This is a genomic window from Streptomyces yokosukanensis (genome assembly GCF_001514035.1).
In the GTDB taxonomy this organism is placed as follows: Bacteria; Actinomycetota; Actinomycetes; order Streptomycetales; family Streptomycetaceae; genus Streptomyces; species Streptomyces yokosukanensis.
In genome coordinates this window covers 298,787-319,956 of the sequence record NZ_KQ948218.1, presented here as the reverse complement: position 1 = coordinate 319,956, position 21,170 = coordinate 298,787, and the positions used below count along the sequence as shown (strand labels likewise).

12 protein-coding genes are annotated in these 21,170 nt (G+C 72.5%); 2 read left to right on the top strand and 10 right to left on the bottom strand.

Annotation, left to right across the window (positions count from 1 at the left end; translation table 11 throughout):
* Positions 1-4 precede the first annotated feature (4 nt).
* The 3 genes from AQI95_RS30565 to rpsO form a co-directional block, all read right to left on the bottom strand.
* Positions 5-1,384 (bottom strand): M16 family metallopeptidase, encoded by a 1,380-nt coding sequence (locus tag AQI95_RS30565; protein ID WP_067130990.1) that lies wholly within the window; start codon positions 1,382-1,384, stop codon positions 5-7.
* A complete protein-coding gene (locus tag AQI95_RS30560; protein WP_067130987.1) occupies positions 1,381-3,600 on the bottom strand; it encodes a polyribonucleotide nucleotidyltransferase in 2,220 nt (739 codons plus the stop codon). Before AQI95_RS30560 ends, AQI95_RS30565 begins: the two co-directional genes overlap by 4 nt.
* 317 nt (positions 3,601-3,917) lie before the next feature.
* Entirely contained in the window at positions 3,918-4,205 is a 288-nt protein-coding gene (rpsO, locus tag AQI95_RS30555) for a 30S ribosomal protein S15 (RefSeq protein WP_030583699.1), read from the bottom strand.
* 334 nt (positions 4,206-4,539) lie between these two features.
* On the opposite strand from rpsO, the gene AQI95_RS30550 reads away from it, so the two are divergent.
* Positions 4,540-4,836 carry a DUF397 domain-containing protein gene (locus AQI95_RS30550; RefSeq protein ID WP_067130984.1) on the top strand — a complete coding sequence of 99 codons (297 nt, stop codon included), beginning with the start codon at positions 4,540-4,542 and terminating at the stop codon, positions 4,834-4,836.
* Between the two features lie 96 nt (positions 4,837-4,932).
* Here the strand turns inward: AQI95_RS30550 and AQI95_RS30545 are convergent, their stop codons facing one another.
* Positions 4,933-6,399 carry an outer membrane protein assembly factor BamB family protein gene (locus AQI95_RS30545; RefSeq protein WP_244188898.1) on the bottom strand — a complete coding sequence of 489 codons (1,467 nt, stop codon included), beginning with the start codon at positions 6,397-6,399 and terminating at the stop codon, positions 4,933-4,935.
* 726 nt (positions 6,400-7,125) lie between these two features.
* Between AQI95_RS30545 and AQI95_RS30540 the strand changes: the two genes are divergently transcribed.
* On the top strand, positions 7,126-10,644 hold the full coding sequence (locus AQI95_RS30540) for an SCO5717 family growth-regulating ATPase (protein WP_279617033.1): 3,519 nt from the start codon (positions 7,126-7,128) through the stop codon (positions 10,642-10,644).
* Positions 10,645-10,729: 85 nt separating this feature from the next.
* On the opposite strand, the gene AQI95_RS30535 is transcribed toward AQI95_RS30540, so the two are convergent.
* The 6 genes from AQI95_RS30535 to infB all read right to left on the bottom strand — a co-directional run bounded on the left by AQI95_RS30535 (position 10,730) and on the right by infB (position 21,035).
* Complete coding sequence (locus AQI95_RS30535; protein ID WP_067130975.1) at positions 10,730-11,677, bottom strand: bifunctional riboflavin kinase/FAD synthetase; 948 nt, start codon at positions 11,675-11,677, stop codon at positions 10,730-10,732.
* A gap of 150 nt (positions 11,678-11,827) precedes the next feature.
* Positions 11,828-15,679, bottom strand: a complete 3,852-nt coding sequence (locus AQI95_RS30530; RefSeq protein WP_279617032.1) for a serine protease — start codon at positions 15,677-15,679, stop codon at positions 11,828-11,830.
* A 282-nt stretch (positions 15,680-15,961) separates the two neighbouring features.
* Positions 15,962-16,867 carry a tRNA pseudouridine(55) synthase TruB gene (truB, locus tag AQI95_RS30525; protein ID WP_067130973.1) on the bottom strand — a complete coding sequence of 302 codons (906 nt, stop codon included), beginning with the start codon at positions 16,865-16,867 and terminating at the stop codon, positions 15,962-15,964.
* A complete protein-coding gene (rbfA, locus tag AQI95_RS30520; protein ID WP_067130970.1) occupies positions 16,864-17,325 on the bottom strand; it encodes a 30S ribosome-binding factor RbfA in 462 nt (153 codons plus the stop codon). The genes truB and rbfA overlap by 4 nt, the downstream gene beginning before the upstream one ends.
* 109 nt (positions 17,326-17,434) lie before the next feature.
* The gene (locus tag AQI95_RS30515; RefSeq protein ID WP_030216812.1) at positions 17,435-17,728 is read right to left on the bottom strand and encodes a DUF503 domain-containing protein; all 294 of its coding nucleotides are present in this window, start codon (positions 17,726-17,728) and stop codon (positions 17,435-17,437) included.
* A gap of 187 nt (positions 17,729-17,915) precedes the next feature.
* Positions 17,916-21,035: a translation initiation factor IF-2 gene (gene infB, locus AQI95_RS45310; protein ID WP_079071553.1), complete on the bottom strand. Its 3,120-nt coding sequence runs from the start codon at positions 21,033-21,035 to the stop codon at positions 17,916-17,918.
* Positions 21,036-21,170: the final 135 nt, after the last annotated feature.

The following is a 21,170-nucleotide window of genomic DNA, read 5'->3' as shown; positions in this document are numbered from 1 at the left end:
GTGATTAGGCGACGGCGTCGTGCAGCCGCGCGGCCTGCTTGTCCTTCAGCGGGCCGATGACCGACAGCGACGGGCGCTGTCCCAGGATGTCGCGGGCGACCGAGCGGACCTCGTCCGGGGTGACCGCCGCTATCCGGTCCAGCATGTCGTCGACGGACATCTGCTCGCCCCAGCACAGCTCGCTCTTGCCGATACGGTTCATCAGCGCGCCGGTGTCCTCCAGGCCGAGCACGGTGGAGCCCTGGAGCTGGCCCACGGCGCGGGCGATCTCGTCGTCGGTCAGGCCGTTGCCGGCGACGTGGTCGAGTTCGTCCCGGCAGATCTGCAGCACGTCGTGCACCTGGCTCGGCCGGCAGCCCGCGTAGACGCCGAACAGGCCGCAGTCGGCGAAGCCCGAGGTGTACGAGTACACGCTGTAGGCGAGGCCGCGCTTCTCCCGGACCTCCTGGAAGAGGCGGGAGGACATGCCACCGCCGAGAGCGGTGTTGAGCACGCCCATGGCCCAGCGGCGGTCGTCGGTGCGGGCGAGGCCCGGCATGCCGAGGACGACGTGTGCCTGTTCGGTCTTGCGGCCGAGCAGCTCGACCTTGCCGGAGGTGCGGATCCTGCGGCTGCCGTCGCGCGGGGCGATGGGTTGCGCGTCGGCGTTCCTGAAGGCGCCCGCCTTCTCGAACGCCGCGCGGACCTGCCGTACGACCTTGGCGTGGTCGATGTTGCCGGCGCAGGCGACCACGAGGTGCGTCGGGTCGTAGTGCTTCTTGTAGAAGCGGCGGATGCGGTCGGCGGACAGGGCGTTGACCGTGTCGACCGTGCCGAGGACGGGGCGGCCGAGGGCGTTGTCGCCGAACATGGTGTGCGCGAACAGGTCGTGCACACAGTCGCCCGGGTCGTCCTCGGTCATCGCGATCTCCTCGAGGATCGCGCCGCGCTCGACGTCGACGTCCTCCTCCAGGATCAGCGAGCCGGTCAGCATGTCGCAGACGACGTCGATGGCGAGCGGCAGGTCGGTGTCGAGCACGCGCGCGTAGTAGCACGTGTACTCCTTCGCCGTGAACGCGTTCATCTCGCCGCCGACGGCGTCGAGGGCGGCGGAGATGTCCAGCGCGCTGCGCTTGTGCGTGCCCTTGAAGAGCAGGTGCTCCAGGTAGTGCGTGGCGCCGTTCAGGGCCGGGGTCTCGTCGCGGGAGCCGACGTGGGCCCAGATGCCGAAGGTCGCGGAGCGGACCGAGGGCAGGGTCTCGGTGACGATGCGCAGGCCGCCCGGGAGGGTGGTCTTGCGGACCGTGCCGATGCCGTTCTGGCCCTTGATGAGAGTTTGGGTACGGGCGACGGCCCGCGCCTCCGAAGAGGGGCGGGCCGTCACCTTGGAGCTACGGGACGTCACTGCTCGGCGTCGTCCTTCGCCTCGTCAGAGCCTTCCTCGCCCTCGATCACCGGAACGAGGGAGAGCTTGCCGCGGGAGTCGATCTCGGCGATCTCGACCTGGACCTTCTGGCCCACGCCGAGGACGTCCTCGACGTTCTCCACGCGCTTGCCGCCGGCGAGCTTGCGGATCTGCGAGATGTGCAGCAGACCGTCCTTGCCGGGCAGCAGGGAGACGAACGCACCGAAGGTGGTCGTCTTGACGACCGTACCGAGGTAGCGCTCGCCGACCTCGGGCATCGTCGGGTTGGCGATGCCGTTGATCGTGGCGCGGGCGGCCTCGGCGGAGGGGCCGTCGGCGGCACCGATGTAGATCGTGCCGTCGTCCTCGATCGTGATCTCGGCGCCCGTGTCCTCCTGGATCTGGTTGATCATCTTGCCCTTGGGGCCGATGACCTCACCGATCTTGTCGACCGGGATCTTGACGGTGATGATCCGCGGGGCGTGCGGGCTCATCTCGTCGGGCCGGTCGATGGCCTCCATCATCACGTCGAGGATGTGCAGGCGGGCGTCGCGGGCCTGCTTGAGGGCCGCGGCCAGGACGGAGGCCGGGATGCCGTCCAGCTTGGTGTCGAGCTGGAGGGCGGTCACGAACTCCTTCGTGCCGGCGACCTTGAAGTCCATGTCGCCGAAGGCGTCCTCCGCACCGAGGATGTCGGTGAGGGTGACGTAGTGCGTCTCGCCGTCGATCTCCTGGGAGATCAGACCCATGGCGATACCGGCGACCGGGGACTTCAGCGGCACACCGGCGTTCAGCAGCGACATGGTGGAGGCGCAGACCGAGCCCATGGACGTCGAGCCGTTGGAGCTCAGGGCCTCGGAGACCTGGCGGATCGCGTAGGGGAACTCCTCGCGCGTCGGCAGGACCGGCACGAGAGCGCGCTCGGCGAGGGCGCCGTGGCCGATCTCGCGGCGCTTCGGGGAGCCGACGCGGCCGGTCTCACCGGTGGAGTACGGCGGGAAGTTGTAGTTGTGCATGTAGCGCTTGCGGGTCACCGGGGAGAGGGTGTCCAGCTGCTGCTCCATGCGGAGCATGTTCAGGGTGGTGACGCCCAGGATCTGGGTCTCGCCACGCTCGAACACCGCGGAACCGTGGACCCGCGGGATGGCCTCGACCTCGGCGGCCAGCGTGCGGATGTCGGTGACACCGCGGCCGTCGATGCGCTTCTTCTCCTTGATCACGCGCTCGCGGACCAGCTGCTTGGTGAGCGAGCGGTACGCGGCGGAGATCTCCTTCTCGCGGCCCTCGAACTCCGGCAGGAGCTTCTCGGCGGCCAGACCCTTGACGCGGTCCAGCTCGGCCTCGCGCTCCTGCTTGCCGGCGATGGTGAGCGCCTGGGCCAGCTCGGGGCGGACGGCGGCCGTCAGCGCCTCGAACACGTCGTCCTGGTAGTCCAGGAAGATCGGGAACTCGCCGGTCGGCTTGGCGGCCTTGGCGGCGAGGTCGGACTGAGCGCGGCACAGCACCTTGATGAAGGGCTTCGCGGCCTCGAGGCCGGCGGCGACGACCTCCTCGGTCGGCGCCTCGGCGCCGCCCTCGACGAGCTTGATGGTGCCCTCGGTGGCCTCGGCCTCGACCATCATGATCGCGACGTCGCCGTCCTCCAGGACGCGACCGGCGACGACCATGTCGAAGACGGCGTCCTCCAGCTCGGTGTGGGTCGGGAAGGCGACCCACTGACCGCGGATCAGCGCGACGCGGACGCCGCCGATCGGGCCGGAGAAGGGCAGGCCGGCCAGCTGCGTGGACGCGGACGCGGCGTTGATCGCCACGACGTCGTACAGGTGGTCGGGGTTGAGCGCCATGATGGTGGCGACGACCTGGATCTCGTTGCGCAGGCCCTTCTTGAAGGACGGGCGCAGCGGGCGGTCGATGAGGCGGCAGGTGAGGATGGCGTCCTCGGAGGGACGGCCCTCACGGCGGAAGAAGCTGCCGGGGATCTTGCCGGCGGCGTACATCCGCTCCTCGACGTCCACCGTCAGCGGGAAGAAGTCGAGCTGGTCCTTGGGGTTCTTGGAGGCGGTGGTGGCCGACAGCACCATGGTGTCGTCGTCCAGATACGCCACGGCGGAGCCGGCGGCCTGCTTGGCCAGGCGGCCCGTCTCGAAGCGGATCGTGCGGGTGCCGAAGGGACCGTTGTCGATGACGGCCTCGGCGTAGTGGGTCTCGTTCTCCACTAGCGTTTTCTCCGTTACATATCGTCTTTCGCCCCTTGGCTGCCCGTGTGGCAGGGGGACGGTGGCGGAGAAGCGCGCCGTCTGGTGCGGGCCGGTCTTCGATCGAAGCACCCGGGGCTCACTTCCCCCCGGGGGCCACTACCGAGGACCGGCGGCGGCGAGGTGCGCTTCTCCTCGTTCGTTGTCGTGCTGTGTCGCACGTACTGCGTTGTGCTACCACACTACAAAGCGTGAGTGACACTCCGCACGTTTCCGCTTGTACGACGAAGGGAGCGGCCCCCGGTTGTGCTACCGGGAACCGCTCCCTTCACGGCGTCCTACTTGGCGCCCGCCGCACCGCGGCGGATGCCGAGGCGGTCGACCAGCGTACGGAAGCGCTGGATGTCCTTCTTCGCCAGGTACTGGAGAAGGCGGCGACGCTGACCGACGAGGATCAGCAGGCCACGACGGGAGTGGTGGTCGTGCTTGTGGGTCTTGAGGTGCTCCGTCAGGTCGGAGATCCGACGGGAGAGCATGGCCACCTGGACCTCGGGGGAGCCGGTGTCACCCTCCTTGGTACCGAACTCGGCGATGATCTGCTTCTTCGTAGCGGCGTCGAGCGACACGCGTACTCCTCATTAGTCTGTTGAGTGCCATCGAGTGCCCCCGGTCCACATCTCGGGGGAGCTTCCGTTACTCGGGAGGCGGGGTCCGTCGGGCGCGGCCACCAGAGCCGGCGGCTCCAGGGGCGCGTACACAGACGGCCGTCACACAGGGTACCAGGGTCGCCGGGCGTCCCTGGTACGTCCCCCTCGCCCCCTCTGCCGCACATACCCAGTCGCACTGATGCGCGAAGGGGTAATGGCGGGCTCCCTGTCGCCCGAACCGCTGATCGGGGGGAACCCTGGCCAGTAGGGTGGGTCGACTGATCGCCGGCACCCAGGGAAGGACCACGCCGCGATGGCCGACGTCGATGACAAGGAACTCAAGGCACGCAAGGAGCGGGAGCGGGACGAGCTGTACGCGCTCGACATCTCGGGCGTCGAGTGGCACTGCGCGCCGGGTACCGAGGAGCACGAGGAGCGGGTCGAGATCGCGTATCTGCCCGACGGAGCCGTGGCGATGCGTTCCTCGCTCGACCCGGACACCGTGCTGCGGTACACGGAGGCCGAGTGGCGGGCGTTCGTGCTGGGGGCGCGGGACGGGGAGTTCGATCTGGAGCCGATGCCGCACAACGGCGGGCTCGACGTGCAGTGACACAGCGTGGTGAAGGGGCGGCACCGCCAGGTGCCGCCCCTTCGCGCGTCAGCGCTTCAGCGCTGCAAGGCCTCAGTACTTCAGTGCATCAGCGCATCAGTGCTTCAGCCCGGCGGTGCCCACTCCGATCACCGAGAGAACCGGGTCCTTCGGGTGGGCGTCGTCGCGACTCAGCTCGCGGCCGGCGAAGAAGACATGGCCCTGCTCATAGACGACGACCGACTGTTCCGGGTCGCTGAGGGCGCCCTCGTCGTCCTCCGGGAGGTGGAACAGGAGGTAAGGGGTCTCCTTGTCGGTGCGGGGGTTCCAGTCGACCACGGCCGCGGGCTGGACGTCGTCCAGGGTGCTGCGGTAGATGATCAGGTCGTCGCCGTTGGCGCGGACGGGGAAGACCGACTGGAAGGGCCGGCCGTCGAAGGTGGCGACCGCGGTGCCCTTCTCGGGGTCGAATGCCGTGATGTGGTTCTCGGGCTTGGCGATGTCGGTCTCGTCCTTGCTCTTGACGAAGATCCGGTCGCGGCTGACCACGATGCCGTAGCACTTGTCGAGGAGGCCGAAGTACATGCCCACGTCGCAGTCGGGCTTGTACTTGCTCATCGAGATGGTGGCCAGCCGCCCGCCGTTCTTGGGGTCCAGCGTGATCAGGTCCGTGACCAGGACGTCTCCCGCCGAGACGGCGATCACGGGCGGGTCGGCGGACGGCAGGTAGACGGCTTGGACGCCCTTGCTGACCGAGTAGCGCCACAGGGTCTTGCCGGTGCGCGGCTCGATCTTCTCCACCCGGTAGGTGGCGTTGTCCCACTCGCCGCACTTGACGAGGCCCAGCAGGGCGCGGCCACCGGCGTAGCCCTCGTCGTGGCACTGGGACGAGGCGAGGGTGTTGTTCCACAGCCGATCGCCGCTGTCCATGTCGTACGCCACCGCCCCGAGGCCCCAGGCGATGGCCACGACACCCTTGGTCAGGGCGATGTTGGTGTTGGTGACGTAGGCGAAATCGGCCGACGGCATCTTCTTCTGCCAGAGCTTCTTGCCGGTGTCGAGGTCGACCATGAGCACCTCGTTGCAGATGCCCGTCTTGCCGGACTTCTGGGCGCGCGCGGGCTGGACCACGACGGCGGTCCGGCCGTCGGCGGTGACGTCGCGGCTGACGGCGCAGACATGGCCGTCGAGCGGCAGGGTCCAGGCCGTGTTGTCGGAGTCCCACTGGGAGCCGATCTTGTAGCCGTCGATCCGGTTGGCGACGGCCCGCGCGACGATCTTGCCCGTGGCCCAGGTGCCGGGCGCGTACCGCGTCTTGTCCGTGAGCTTGGCCTCGTCGTGCTTGACGACGACCTGCCCCTCCGGGGAGACGGAGGGCTTCTCCAGGGTCTCGCGTACGGCGTCCGGGGCCTGCCCGGCCGCCTTGGCGTCGGTCCGTCCCTGGTTGCGACCGTCCGAGTGGTACCAGAACAGGCCCGCGCCGAGGCACGCGAGGACGACCGCCACCGCGACGCCTGCGCCGAGGACGCGTCTACGGCGTCTGGCCCGGGACTCGTCCGCGGCCAGCGCGGACTGGGTGTACATGGACGGGGGTGGTCCGAAGCCCACGGTGAGGCACTCCCCTTCACGAGAGCTGTACGTCGTCTTGAACGACTTCGAGGCCGCTCCGGTCGCCGAAGTCCGGTCGGCCGACGAGGACTTGGCGGGCGGCGGCTAGACGGCTGCGGTGGTGGAGGCGGAGGGTGCGGCTGCCGCGTCGCCGATGGAGCCCTCCTCGGCGAACGGGCGGCCGTGCGCCGGGCCCGCGTCAGGCAACACGTGGCGCCTCCCCCGTTTCGACCCCCTGCCCGAGGCGAGCGCGTCACTCGGGCATTCGATTTCGCAACGCCGTCACTCTAGTCAACGGGACCGACAGCCCCAACTGGCTTGTGCGGCAACTCCACTCCCGCCCGTCGATCCGCGCCGGATGGGCCGAACTGCCCTTGCCTGCCCTCTTTGCTCGTGACACCGGCACTCCCCCTTTTGTCGCTTTCCTGATGTTGCTCACCGATTCCTCCGTCAAGCCGAGTGGCCGGTGGGGCGGTTCGGGGTGTCCGGGCTCGTGCTCAGAGGCGGGCGGGCCTGCCGAGGTACGGCTCGTGGTGATTAGGCTGGGAGCGGGCGCGATGGCACGACCCGTCGACCGGTCGTCGGTGTCCCAGGGGGAGAGCGTCGGATCGGTCTGCCCCGAACGACTACGGACGACTCGGAACCACACGACATGGTCGCCCCGGCACGACACGAGGGTGCTCGACCACACCAGGAGGAATTGTGAGCAGCGATCGGGACGGGATGCGCGGGGGCTGGGCCACACCCGGCGATGACCAGCCCGACGCGGAGGCCCTCGACACCACCGGCGAGTTCACCATCGACTACGCTCCGCCCGCCTGGTACACGCAGAACGCGTCCGACGCGTCCGGCTCCGCCGGCACGGCAGGGGAACCGGGCGGCACGGGCGGTCTCGCCGGGGCGAACGATCCGGGCGACACGGGCGCTCACGCGCCTTCCGCGATGCCGCCCTTCTCGTCGAACACGCCGGTGTCGGGGCCGACTCCGCAGCCGCCCGCCGTCCACCCCTCCGGCACCCCACCGCAGGGCGCTCCCCATGCGCCACCGCAGGGGGCTCCGCACTCTCCACCGCAGGGCTCGCCGTTCACGCCGCCGCAGGGCGCCCCGTTCGTTCCGCAGCAGGGCACTCCTTCCACACCGCCGCAGGGGGCCCCGTTCGCACCGCCGCAGGGGGCCCCGTTCGCACCGCCGCAGGGTGCGCCGTTCGCGCCGCCGCAGGTGACTCCGCCCGTGGCATCGCCGGGGGCTCCCTTCGCACCGCCGCCTCCGTCCCCGCCGGCCCAGGGCGCGCCCTACACCGCGCCCGTGCCGCCCGCGCCCCCCACCGGGAGTCCCGTGTCGATGCCGCAGTTGCCGGACGGGTTCGAACTGCAGCGGCCGCAGCCCGCCCCGCAGGTCCAGCCGGAGGCGTCCGTCCCCCCGGTCGCCCCGGCCGTGCCGGAGACGAGCAACGGGGACCTGGACAGCGGGGCCACCATGCGGTTCTCCGCCGTGGCCCTGAAGCGCGAGATGGCTGAGATCGCCGAGCGAGCACGAGCGGCGGCACAGCAGGCCGCGTCGGACGACGAGGGCTCCGCCGAGGTTTCGGGTACGGATACGGCCGACCGGCCCGCCCTCGGCTCCGACGGTGCCGAAGGCGGCATCTCCGAGGAGTCCGCGGCGGCCGACTCCGCCGTGGCTGCCCAGGAGCGGACCGGCGAGGAGTCCGGGCGCTCCGGCGCCGACGAGGACGCCTCCGGGGCGGCGCACGAGGCTTCCGGTACCGACGAGGGCGAGGACCGGAGCGAGTCCGAAGCCGAAGCCGAGGTGGAGGGCGAGGGCGAGGCAGAGGACAAGGCCCGGGCCGAGGACACCGACGAGAGTGGGGCCGGCTCCGAGGCCGGCGATGCGGCAGGCGCCCAGGAGGGTTCCGTCGCCGACGCCGCGTCCGACCAGGGCGAGTCCGAGGACGCCGGGCCCGGCAACGCCGACTCCGGCGAGGCCACGTCCGCCGTCTCGGAGCCCATGGACGCCGTCGCGGCACAGGCCGGTGCCGAGGACGGCCCGTCCCGGCCGGACTCGCCGCAGGACGCCGTTCCGGCGCAGGGCACCCAGCCGGAGGACTCCGCGCAGGCCGCCGTACCGCCCGCTCCCGAGGACGCCCGGCCGGCCTGGTCGCCGCCGCCCGCACCGCAGAGCGGGCTGCCGCCGCTGCCGCCCTCCTACCAGCCCGCGGCGCCCGTCCCCGCGGCCCAGTGGCCCGGCCAGCCGCAGCCGGTCGCGCCGCAGCAGCCCGGTCCGCTGCCCGGTCAGCCGCAGCCGGCGGCCGCACAGGGGCCCGGCGGTGTGCCCGGACCCGGACAGCAGCCGCCGTTCCAGCCGCAGGCCCCGCAGCCCGCTCCGGCCGCGTGGAACCAGCAGCCGAACCAGCCGAACCAGCCCGGCGTACCCACCGCACCGCAGCCGGGTCAGCCGTATGCGCCCGGACAGCCGGCAGCGCAGGCACCGGGACCGAATCCGCAGGGGCCCGCAGCCGCCGGCGGTTACGGCTTCCCGCAGCAGCACGCACCCCAGCCGCCCGCGCCACAGCCGCCCAACCCCAACGGACCCATCCCGCCGCCCGGCTACGGATTCCCCCAGCCCGGCAACCCCAACACCCAGCCGCAGCCGGGCGGTTACGGCTTCCCGCAGCAGCAGGCACCCCAGCCGCCTGCGCCGCAACCGCCCGCGCCCCAGCCCGCGCCGCAACACCAGGCACCCCAGCCGCCCAACCCCAACGGCCCCACCCCGTCCAGTGGCTACGGATTCCCCCAACCGGGCAACCCCAACGCCCAGCCCCAGCCCGGCGGTTACGGCTTCCCGCAGCAGCCGCAGAGCCCGCAGGCGTCGCCTCAGATCCCGCAGGCGCCTCAGGCTCCCCAGGCGCCGGTCGACCCGCGGTCCGGTGCCGCGTGGCCGCAGCCCCTCCAGCACGACCAGCGGCAGCCGACCAACCCCGGTGTCGCGCCCCTCGGTTACACCGCCGCCGTGGAGCTGTCCTCGGACCGGCTGCTCAACAACAAGAGGCAGAAGGCGAAGAGCACGCGGCCCGCGGCGGGCGGCGGCCGGTTCAAGATCGGTGGCAAGAAGGAGGAGGCCGAGCGGCAGCGCAAGCTGGAACTGATGCGCACGCCGGTGCTCTCCTGCTACCGGATCGCGGTCATCAGCCTCAAGGGCGGCGTGGGCAAGACCACCACGACCACCGCGCTCGGCTCCACCCTCGCCACCGAGCGGCAGGACAAGATCCTCGCGATCGACGCGAACCCGGACGCCGGTACGCTCGGGCGGCGCGTGCGCCGGGAGACCGGTGCCACCATCCGTGACCTCGTCCAGGCGATCCCGTACCTGAACTCCTACATGGACATCCGGCGGTTCACCTCACAGGCGCCCTCCGGTCTGGAGATCATCGCCAACGACGTCGACCCGGCCGTCTCGACCACGTTCAACGACGAGGACTACCGGCGCGCGATCGAAGTGCTCGGCCGGCAGTACCCGGTCATCCTGACCGACTCCGGTACGGGCCTGCTGTACAGCGCCATGCGCGGTGTACTCGACCTCGCCGACCAGCTGATCATCATCTCCACGCCGTCCGTGGACGGCGCGAGCAGCGCCAGCACGACACTGGACTGGCTGTCCGCGCACGGGTACGCCGACCTGGTATCGCGCTCCCTCACCGTGATCTCCGGAGTCCGCGAGACCGGAAAGATGATCAAGGTCGAGGACATCGTGTCCCACTTCGAGACGCGGACCCGGGGCGTCGTGGTCGTGCCCTTCGACGAGCATCTGGCCGCCGGTGCCGAGGTCGACCTCGACATGATGCGGCCGCGGACCCGCGAGGCGTACTTCAACCTCGCCGCCATGATCGCCGAGGACTTCACCCGCCACCAGCAGGCGCACGGTCTGTGGACCAACGACGGCAACCCGCCCCCGGTGGCCGCTCCGCCGATGCCGGGCCAGTCCATGCCGGCGCAGCCCTACCCCCAGGCCCCCGGCCAGGAGCTGTACGGCGGCCCGCCGCAGCAGCCCTATCCGGCGCAGCCCGGGCAGCCGGGACAGCCGCCGTACCCACAGGCCCCGCAGGCCCCGGGGCAGCCCTACCCGCAGCAGGCTCCCGGCCAGCCGTACCCGCCGCAGGCTCCCGGTCAGCCCTACCCGCCGCAGCAGGGCTACCCGCAGGGGCAGCAGCCCCCGCCCCAGCAGTAGGGCGGCATGACGAAGGGCGGCCGGTGCGCATTCCGCACCGGCCGCCCTTCGCTTGCCTTCGGCCGTTCGCCGTTCGGGGTGGGTCCTACGCCTCGGCGGCGATGATCTCCCGGCACCGCTTCACATCCGCGGCGATCTGCTCCAGCAGGGCCTCCAGCGAATCGAACTTTGCCTGGCCGCGCACATAGGCGAGGAAGTCGACAGCGACGTGCAGGCCGTACAGGTCGAGGCCGACGCGGTCGATCGCGTACGCCTCCACCGTGCGCTCGGTGCCGTCGAACTGCGGGTTCGTGCCGACGGAGACCGCGGCCGGCATGGCCTCGCCCTCGACGTGCAGAAAGCCGGCGTACACGCCGTCGGCGGGGATGGCCGTGTGCGGGAGCGTCTCGACGTTGGCCGTCGGGAAGCCCATTTCGCGGCCGCGCTGGGCGCCGCGGACGACCACGCCCTCCACGCGGTGCGGACGGCCGAGGATCTCGCGGGCGCCCTCGACATCGCCCTCGGCGACCAGGCGGCGGGTCAGGGTCGAGGAGAACGGCAGACCGCCGCCCGCCTCACCGGTGACGTACAGGTCGATGACCTCGACCTCGAAGTCGTAGACCTTGCCCTGCTCGACGAGGAAGTCGACGTTGCCGGCGGCCTTGTGGCCGAAGCGGAAGTTCGGGCCCTCCACGACCGCCTTCGCGTGCAGTTTGTCCACCAGGACCTTCACCACGAATTCGGCGGGCGAGAGCTTCGAGAACTCGGTGGTGAACGGGAGGATGAGGACCGCGTCCACACCCAGCTGTGCCATCAGCTCGGCCCGGCGGTGGTGCGGGGCGAGCAGCGGCGGGTGGCTGCCGGGGCGGACGACCTCGCTGGGGTGCGGATCGAAGGTGACGACGACGGCCGGGACGCCCAGCTCGCGGGCGCGGTCCACGGCCTGCTTGATGATCAGCTGGTGGCCGCGGTGGACGCCGTCGTAGGAACCGATGGTGACGACGCTGCGCCCCCAGTCCTGGGGGATGTCCTCCAAGCCACGCCAGCGCTGCACTGTGACCGCTCCTCGAACCCGTGTCCATATCGACGCCTAAGACTTGCGCAGGTCTAAGGGTGCCATGCCGGATGCCCCGGCCCCTCATCGGTGTCGGGGCTGTGACCGGGCGCACGTTCACAGCACCTGCCCGGCACCCCCCGGCACCGCTCATGCCGGTACGCGGACACCGGCGAGGTTCTCCAGCATGCGGCGGGTGCTGGGGCCCACCACGGCGGCCCAGTCCTCCGGGGTCGCGGCCAGCCAGCGGGACATCCGCGCGGCGAATCCGGGCACGTGCCGGCCGAGGTCGACCAGGCCGCGGTCGAAACGGGTGGCGCCTTCGGGGGTGCGCACCAGGAGCAGGCCGGTGCGGTGCACGAGCCCGCGGACCTCCTCCTCGCGGGCGTCGCCGTGCCCGGCCGCCGCGTGCAGGACCGCGTCCAGCACCGACGGATCCTGCTCCCGGGCGAGCAGCAGTTCCAGCAGTTCGCGGCGCAGCGGGCGGCAGAGGGGTGTGCCGGAGGCGGCGAGGACCGCGGCGAGGGCGGCGCGAAGCTGTTGCGGGGCGTCGTCGAGCAGGCCCGTGACCAGGGGCAGCAGCACGGGGCGGGCGGTGGGGCCCTGGGCGAGGCGGTGGTGCACACGGGCGGCGATGTGCCCGGCGGTCTCCGGGCGCAGCCGTACCGCCTCCCGGATCAGCTCCGCCACGCGGCGGGCGAGGGCCGGCGTGGTGATGTCGGTGAGCGAGCGCAGCGCGTCCTCGGCGTCCGGGCCGAGCAGCCGGGCGCGGAAGCACTCCAGGACCGGTTCGGGGTGGGTGACCAGGGCGGGGGCCAGGGCGCTCGGCGGGAACTGCGGATCGCCGTCGGCGACGTGGCGCAGGGCCTCGGCGAGATACCGGTCGCGGGTGTGCGGATCGCGGACCAGCAGGGCGAGGGCGCCGCCGTGCAGGGTGCAGTCGGCGGGGCGGGCGAGCAGGGCGAGGGCGGCGTAGCGCAGCAGCTCGCGATCGGCCTGCGACCGCACATGGGGACCCGCGCGCAGGCCGTACGTCACGGCCGCGACCCGGCGGCCGGGACGCTCGTCGTGCGCCCAGCGGTCCACGGCCCGGCACACGGCCGACGGCTCGTCCTCGGCGAGGGCGGCGAGCAGTTCGTCGGCGCGTCGGTGCGCGCTCGCCACCAGGACCTCGGTGAGGTCGTCCAGCGCGCCCTGCCGGTGGGTGTACAGCAGCGCCTGCGCGGCGGTCGCGACGGTGGCGTTCGGGGTCGCGGGCAGCTGCCGTTCGTCGTCGAACCAGCAGGTCAGCGCGGGTTGTACGACGGCGGGCGCGGCGGCGAGCAGCCGGGCGACGGCGTCGAGACAGCGCTCGCCCGCCGCCGCGGGCGCCTGGTCGGCCGGCATGAGCCGGCGCAGCAGGTCGAGCCGCTCGGTGTCGCAGACCGGCAGCTCGGTCCAGAAGCCGGGGCCGAACTCGCCCGGCACGGACCGCTGAGCGCGGCGCCAGGCGACGACCCGGTCGGCGAGCAGCCGCAACAGCTCGGTGTACGGCGTGGCGTCCGGGACCTGCAGCAGGGTGCGGGCGAGCAGCCGGGCGGCCCACCAGGAGCCGGGGTCCCGGTCCAGGGTGTCGGTCAACTCCCGCAGCCGGAAGGCCAGTTGGTGGGTGCCGTGCTGACGGGCGAGGAGCAGCAGCGCCTGGACGACGGGGCCGATGCGGTGGTGCGGCACGGGCACCGGAGCGTCCTCCCGTGCGGCGCGGGGGCGGTGGACCAGCGCGTGCAGGGCCTCGTCGAGGTCGAGGTGGGTGCCCTGGATCCAGTCGGCCAGCTCCTCGTGCGCGAAGCGGTAGCCGCTGCCGGCCGGGACGAGGAGGCCCTCGGTGAGTACGGCGGACGCCCACCCCGTGCCGCCGCCGAGCCGGGCCGGGGCGGGTCCCCAGGGGAACACGGCCTCGAAGGACGCGCGGTCCAGCTCGCCCTGCCCGGGGCCGAGGCTGCGCCGCGCGGCTTCGTGCACCTGACCGGCCACGCGCGCGGCGAGCCGGCGTACGGCCGTGCCGTGCAGGCCGTTCTCGGCGGCGAGCCGGACCGCGATCCGCAGACACATCAGGTCCAGGTGGGCGGCGAACACCTCGTGCCGGTCGACGGGCCCGGCGGCCGGGGCGTCCGGGGCGGCGGCCCGGAGCTCGGACAGCAGACGGAGAGTGAGCGGATGGCGGGCTTCGCGGTCGTGGAGGAATCCGTCGGGGATGCCGTACCGGGCGCGGGCCGTGCGCGCCTCGTCCGCCGTCAGGTCGGGCAGGTGCAGACAGGGCGGGAGGGGGAGGGAGCCGGAGGAGCCGGCCACGGCGGCGGGAACCCCGGCGGGCGACCGTCCGGCCGGAGCCGCCGGGGCCGCGAAGGCCGTCGGGGTGTGCAGCAGGTCGGCGGGGAACTCGGCCCCCGCGCGCTCCCAGTACTCCTCCCGGCAGGCCACCACCAGGCGCGCCCCTGTCGCGCGCAGCCAGGCAGCCGTTCCGCTGGTCCACTCGGACAGGCGATGGGCGAGGACGGGGGGCATCTCCTCGGGCCCGTCGAGGAGGAGCATCAGCGGGCGGCCGGCCCGTGCGGCGAGGCGGGCCAGGTGTTCGGGGCGCAGGTCGCCGAGGTCCTCGGGGTGGACGGAGCGGGCGGCGGCGAGGATGCGGACGGCCCGTTCCAGGGCGCGGCGGGCCGCGTCGGCCACGGAGTCGTCGGCGTCCTCCAGGTCGGCGCCGCGCAGCCACAGCGTCGGCGCGGGCCGTTCGCCGTGGGCCCGGCGGGCGGCGAGCGCCGCGAGTTCCGTCGTACGGCCGCTGCCCGAGGCGCCGACGAGTGCGAGCACGGGCCGCTCACCGGCCGTGAAGGCGGCCAACTCCCGTGCCGTTCCCTCGCGTTCGACCGGTGGCACGGCGCCCGCGAGGCAGCCCTGCGGGCCGTCCTGGCCGACCGAGGTGGCGGTCACCTGCAGGATGCCGGCCAGGTTGAGGTCGGCGCCGTAGGCGGGCACGGTGGCCGCGTTGCGGGCGAGCAGTTCGGCGAGGGGACCGTCGGCGGGTCGGAGCGACACCGCGAAGCCCGTGTCGCGCTCGGCGGAGTGCAGGGCCGTGCCGAGGACGCCGAGGACCGCGCCGGTCGCCGCGTCGAGCACCGGTCCCCCGGCCGCACCGCCGCCCAGCCGCAGCGCGTCCCGGCCGGCGGTGCCGATGGCCAGGTCCAGTGCGTCCGCCAGGAGGTGGAAGCGGTCGGTGGCGGTGTACGTCACCTCGGTGGCGGCCAGCACCCGCGCCTCCCGCCAGCAGCCCGCGGGGATCCGCACATAGGTACCGGCGTCGATCCGCTCCCGCGCGGTCAGCGGCAGCGGGTCCAGGCCCAGGCCCTCGGTGCGGACCAGGGCCAGGCCGGCGGCGGGCAGCGGGGTGACCGCGTCGGCGGAGACCACGCAGGTGAGGTCGCCCGCGATCTGCAGCACGAGCCGGGTCAGGCCGTCGACGGCCTCGTGGCTGGTGAGCAGGGTGCCCTGGTGGTCGGCGAGGAAACCGACACCTCGGGGGCGGCCGGCGAGGTCCCGGATCTGGACGAGGGTCGGCCCGGGGCCGCCGCTGTCATGAGGTGCGCGGGGAGCCGATACGGCACCGGAGAGACCTGCGCTGCCGACGGTGCCGGTGGTGTAGCCGGTGCCGCCGGCGGCACCGCCGGTGCCGGTGAAGCAGCCGGTGCCGGTGGTGTAGCCGGTGCCACCCGTGGCACCGCCGGTTTCGGCGGCACGGCCCGCACCGGTGGGACGGGGCGTGCCGGCGGCATGGCCTGTGGTGTACCCGGTGGCGTAGCCGGTGTCGGTGGCGCCGCCGGTATCCGCGCGGTCCCGATGGGCTTCCGTACCGTCCCTTCGGGCCTGCGTACCGTCCCGACGGCGCCCTCGGATGCCGTCCGCCGTCTCCTGTCCACCGTCCGCCGCCGCCCGGCCACCGCCTTCGGCGTGCGGGCCCCGTCCCGCCATGGCCGTACCTCCCCGCCCCTGCCGCGTGCCCTGATCCGACGGTAGGCGCGCGATGATCGGCGGGACAGATCGCGCAGCGAAAGCGCCCCCTTCCGCTCCCCCGGTTCACTCCGAGCGCCTGCCCGGACGGGTGAATAGGCGGGTGCCCCTGGATAACCCTAGAGGTGGGGGAACCGAGGGGGGACCGTGGAGCGGCGGCAGGAGCCCACCCCGTGGCCGGCCGCCGCTCCACGGACGACTGCTCGCCCTGGGCCCCGTGCCGGGACGGCTCGGCGGGTGGGCTCAGCCGAAGACGGCCAGGCTCTTGGCCTTGCCCTTGTGCTCCTCGACGAGTGCCAGGAAGCGGTCCTCGGGGTCGAAGACGGCGATGGCACCAGCGCCCGCGTACTCGTCGGGAACCTCCAGCCGGACGCCGTTCAGCAGCAGCCGGGCGCGCCGGTCGTCCACCTGCCAGCGCGGGAACGCGGCCCTGGCCGCCTCCGCGATCGGCATCACGGTCAGCTCCTGCTGGAGCTGGTCCAGCGTCCGCGCCGTGTCGATCTTGTACGGCCCGACCCGCGTCCGGCGCAGCGCGGTGAGGTGGCCGCCGACACCGAGGTCGGCGCCCAGGTCGCGGGCGAGGGCGCGGATGTAGGTGCCGGAGGAGCAGACCACGGAGACGACCAGGTCGAGGACCGGGGTGCCGTCGGCGGCGACCGCGTCCCGGACGTCGTACACCGTGAAGGAGGAGACCTTGACCGGGCGGGCGGGGATCTCGAAGTCCTCGCCCTCGCGGGCCCGCTTGTACGACCGCACGCCGTCGATCTTGATGGCGCTGACCTTGGACGGCACCTGCATGATGTCGCCGGACAGCTTGGCGATCCCGGCGTCGATGGCGTCCCGGGCCACCTTGGACGCGTCGGTGGACGAGGTGATCTCGCCCTCGGCGTCGTCGGTGAGCGTGTTCTGGCCCAGGCGGATGGTGCCCAGGTACTCCTTCTCCGTGAGGGCGAGGTGCCCGAGGAGCTTGGTGGCGCGCTCGACGCCGAGGACCAGTACGCCGGTCGCCATCGGGTCGAGGGTGCCCGCGTGGCCGACGCGGCGGGTCCTCGCGATCCCGCGCATCTTGGCGACCACGTCGTGCGAAGTGAAGCCCGACGGCTTGTCGACGATGACGAGGCCGTCGGGCGTGGTGTGCTTCTGGGTCATTCCGCGGCGTCGCCGTCCGTCTCGGTCGTGTCCTCGTCGGCCGGCTTGCGGTACGGGTCCGCGCCGCCCGCGTACGCCGCCCCCGCGGAGGCCTCGCGGACCTTCGCGTCGGACTGCCGTGCCTTGTCGAGGAGGTCCTCGATGGTCTTGGCGGTGTCCGGCAGGGCGTCCGCGACGAAGGTGAGGGTCGGCGTGAACTTCACACCGGCCGCGCGGCCGACCTCGGAGCGCAGGATGCCCTTGGCGCTCTCCAGGCCCGCTGCGGCGGCCTCCCGCTCCTCCTCGTCGCCGTAGACCGTGTAGAAGACGGTCGCCTCCCGCAGGTCACCCGTGACCCGGGTGTCCGTGATGGTGACGTGTGAGCCGAGCCGCGGGTCCTTGATCCCGCGCTGCAGCTTCTGGGCCACCACCTCCCGGATGAGGTCCGCCAGCCTTTTCGCCCGCGCGTTGTCGGCCACTGGTCCGTCTCCCGTTCTTTCTTCTGCTTGCGTTGTGTGGGTCTGGTCGTCGGTCGTCCGGGCGCCGCCCCGTGGGTCTTGGGTCGGCTCCGGTCGGCTTCGGCCGGCCTCAGTCGTCCTCACCGTGGAAGCGGCGGCGGACGGACAGCAGCTCGACCTCGGGGCGGCCGGCGACCAGCCGTTCGCACCGGTCCAGTACGTCGGTGAGGTGCGCCGCGTCGCCGGACACCATGGCGAGGCCGATGACCGCTCGCCGATGCAGGTCCATGTGGTCCACCTCGGCCGCGCTCACCGCGTACTTGCGCTGGAGTTCGGCGACGATCGGGCGGACGACGGAGCGCTTCTCCTTCAGCGAGTGGACGTCGCCGAGGAGCAGGTCGAAGGACAGAGTCCCCACGTACATGTTGTGTGCCGGTTCACCCGCCGGTACGGGATCGATGGCCCCGGATCCGTGTGGTCGGGGACATCAAGAACGGTACCGCGTACCTGCCGGTGGCTCGACAGGGTTTCGGTGCCGTGGGCCCAGGCCCCGGCAACGGCGCGCTGGCCGACGGAACCGAAGCTCCGTCGGCCAGCACGAACCGGGGGTGTCACACCCGCGGCTTCTCCCGCATCTCGTACGTCGCGATGACGTCGTCGACCTTGATGTCGTTGAAGTTGCCGAGGTTGATACCACCCTCGTAGCCTTCGCGGATCTCGGTGACGTCGTCCTTGAAGCGACGCAGGCCCTCGATGTTGAGGTTCTCCGCGACCACCTTGCCGTCGCGGATGAGGCGCGCCTTGGTGTTGCGCTTGACCTCGCCCGAGCGGATGAGGACACCGGCGATGTTGCCCAGCTTGGACGACTTGAAGACCTCGCGGATCTCCGCCGTACCGAGCTCGAACTCTTCGTACTCCGGCTTGAGCATGCCCTTGAGGGCCGCCTCGATCTCCTCGATCGCCTGGTAGATGACCGAGTAGTACCGGACGTCCACACCCTCGCGCTCGGCCATCTGCGCCGCGCGGCCGGCCGCGCGGACGTTGAAGCCGATCACGATGGCGTCGGAGCCCATGGCCAGGTCGATGTCCGACTCCGTGACCGCACCGACACCGCGGTGCAGGACGCGGATGTCGACCTCTTCGCCGACGTCCAGCTGGAGCAGGGAGGACTCGAGGGCCTCGACGGAACCAGAGGCGTCACCCTTGATGATCAGGTTCAGCTGCTGGACCTCGCCGGCCTTGAGCACCTTGTCCAGGTCCTCCAGCGACACGCGGCGCGTGCGCTTGGCGAACGCCGCGTTGCGCTCGCGGGCGGCGCGCTTCTCGGCGATCTGACGGGCCGTACGGTCCTCGTCGACCACCAGGAAGTTGTCGCCCGCACCCGGGACGTTGGTCAGGCCCAGGACCTGGACCGGCGTCGACGGGCCGGCCTCGGCGACGTTGTTGCCGTTGTCGTCGAGCATGGCGCGCACACGGCCGTAGGCGTCGCCCACGACCATCGTGTCGCCGACCCGCAGCGTGCCTCGCTGGACGAGGACCGTCGCCACGGCACCACGGCCGCGGTCGAGACGGGACTCGATCGAGATGCCCTGCGCGTCCTGGGCCGGGTTGGCCCGCAGGTCGAGCGAGGCGTCGGCCGTGAGGACCACGGCCTCCAGCAGCGAGTCGATGTGCAGACCCTGCTTGGCGGAGATGTCGACGAACATCGTGTCGCCGCCGTACTCCTCGGCCACCAGGCCGTACTCGGTCAGCTGACCGCGCACCTTGGTCGGGTCGGCGCCCTCGACGTCGATCTTGTTGACCGCGACGACGATCGGGACGTCGGCCGCCTTGGCGTGGTTGAGCGCCTCGACCGTCTGCGGCATGACGCCGTCGTTGGCCGCGACGACCAGGATCGCGATGTCGGTCGACTTCGCACCACGGGCACGCATGGCGGTGAACGCCTCGTGACCCGGGGTGTCGATGAAGGTGATCTTGCGCTCTTCGTCGTTGACCTCGGTCGCGACCTGGTAGGCACCGATGTGCTGGGTGATGCCGCCGGCCTCGCCCGCGATGACGTTCGTCTTGCGGATGGCGTCGAGCAGTCGGGTCTTACCGTGGTCGACGTGACCCATGACGGTGACGACCGGCGGACGGACCACCAGGTCCTCCTCGTCGCCCTCGTCCTCGCCGAACTCGATGTCGAAGGACTCGAGCAGCTCGCGGTCCTCCTCCTCGGGGCTGACGATCTGAACCGCGTAGTTCATCTCGCCCGCGAGGAGCTGCAGCGTCTCGTCCGAGACGGACTGCGTGGCCGTGACCATCTCGCCGAGGTTCATCATGACCGCGACGAGGGACGCCGGGTTGGCGTTGATCTTCTCCGCGAAGTCGGTGAGCGACGCGCCGCGGGAGAGACGGATGGTCTCGCCGCCGCCGCGCGGCAGCATCACGCCGCCGACGCTCGGGGCCTGCATGGCCTCGTACTCCTGGCGACGCTGCCGCTTCGACTTGCGGCCACGACGCGCCGGACCGCCGGGACGGCCGAAGGCGCCCTGCGTGCCACCACGGCCACCGGGACCGCCGGGACGACCACCGAAGCCGGGACGGCCACCGCCGCCACCGCCACCGGGACCACCCGGACGACCGGCGAAGCCACCGCCGCCGCCACCGCCACCGGGACCACCGGGACGACCGGCGAAGCCGCCGCCACCGCCGCCACCGGGACGACCGGCGAAGCCGCCGCCGCCACCGGGACGACCGCCGCCGCCACCCGGACGACCGCCGCCGCCACCGGGGCCACGGCCGCCGGGGCCACCGCCACCGGGACGCGGGCCCGCAGCGGGACGCTGCGGCATCATGCCGGGGTTGGGACGCGGACCGGCCGGGCCGGGACGCGGGCCGCCCTGCGGACGGGGCATGCCGGACGGGGACGGACGCCCGGAGGCACCGCCGTGACCGCCCGGAGCCTGCGGACGCGGACCGCCGCCCTGGCCGCCGGGCGCCTGCGGACGGGGACCGCCGCCGGGAGCACCGGGACCGCCCGGACGCGGGCCGCCCTGCGGGCGGGGCGCCTGCGGACGCGCCATGCCGGTGGAGCCACCGGACGTGAAGGGGTTGTTGCCCGGACGCGGACCGGCCGGACGAGCACCGGGACGCGCACCCTGACCACCGGGGCGCGGGGCACCCTGACCCGGACGGCCCTGACCCTGGCCCTGGCCGGGGGCGGCCGGACGGCCACCGGGACGCGGCGCACCGGGACGGGCGCCACCGGGACGCGCGCCCTGGCCCGGACCCTGCGCGGCCGGGGCCTGCGGGGTCTGGGCGGCCGGAGCGGCCGGCGGAGCGGTGAACTCCGGGGCGGCCGGAGCCGGGCGCGGCGCGGGCTTCGGGCCGGGCACCGGGCGCGGGCCCGGGGCCGGCGCGGAGGCCGAGGGAACCGACGGGGCGGCCGGCTGCGGGGCAGCGGGCGCCGTCGGAGGCTTGGGGGCCGCCGGCTTCGGGGCAGCCGGACGTGCCGCCTGCGCCGGGGCGGGCGCGGCGGGCTTGGGGGAAGCCTTGCGCGGGGCGGGCTTGCCGGCGGACTTGCCGTTGCCACCGCCCTGGAAGGCGTCGGTCAGCTTGCGTACAACCGGCGCTTCGATCGTCGAAGACGCCGAACGGACGAATTCACCGAGTTCCTGGAGCTTGGCCATGACGACCTTGCTCTCCACACCGAACTCCTTGGCGAGTTCGTAGACCCGGACCTTAGCCACTTCGCTCCTTTGAGGTCCGGGTTGAAGCCGGACCGTCGCTAGTTCATGGGCGTACTCATCGCGTACTCATCGAGTGCTCATCGCAATCTCGACCTGCTTTCGACTCGCGAGGTACCAGGCCGCACGGGGGGTTCC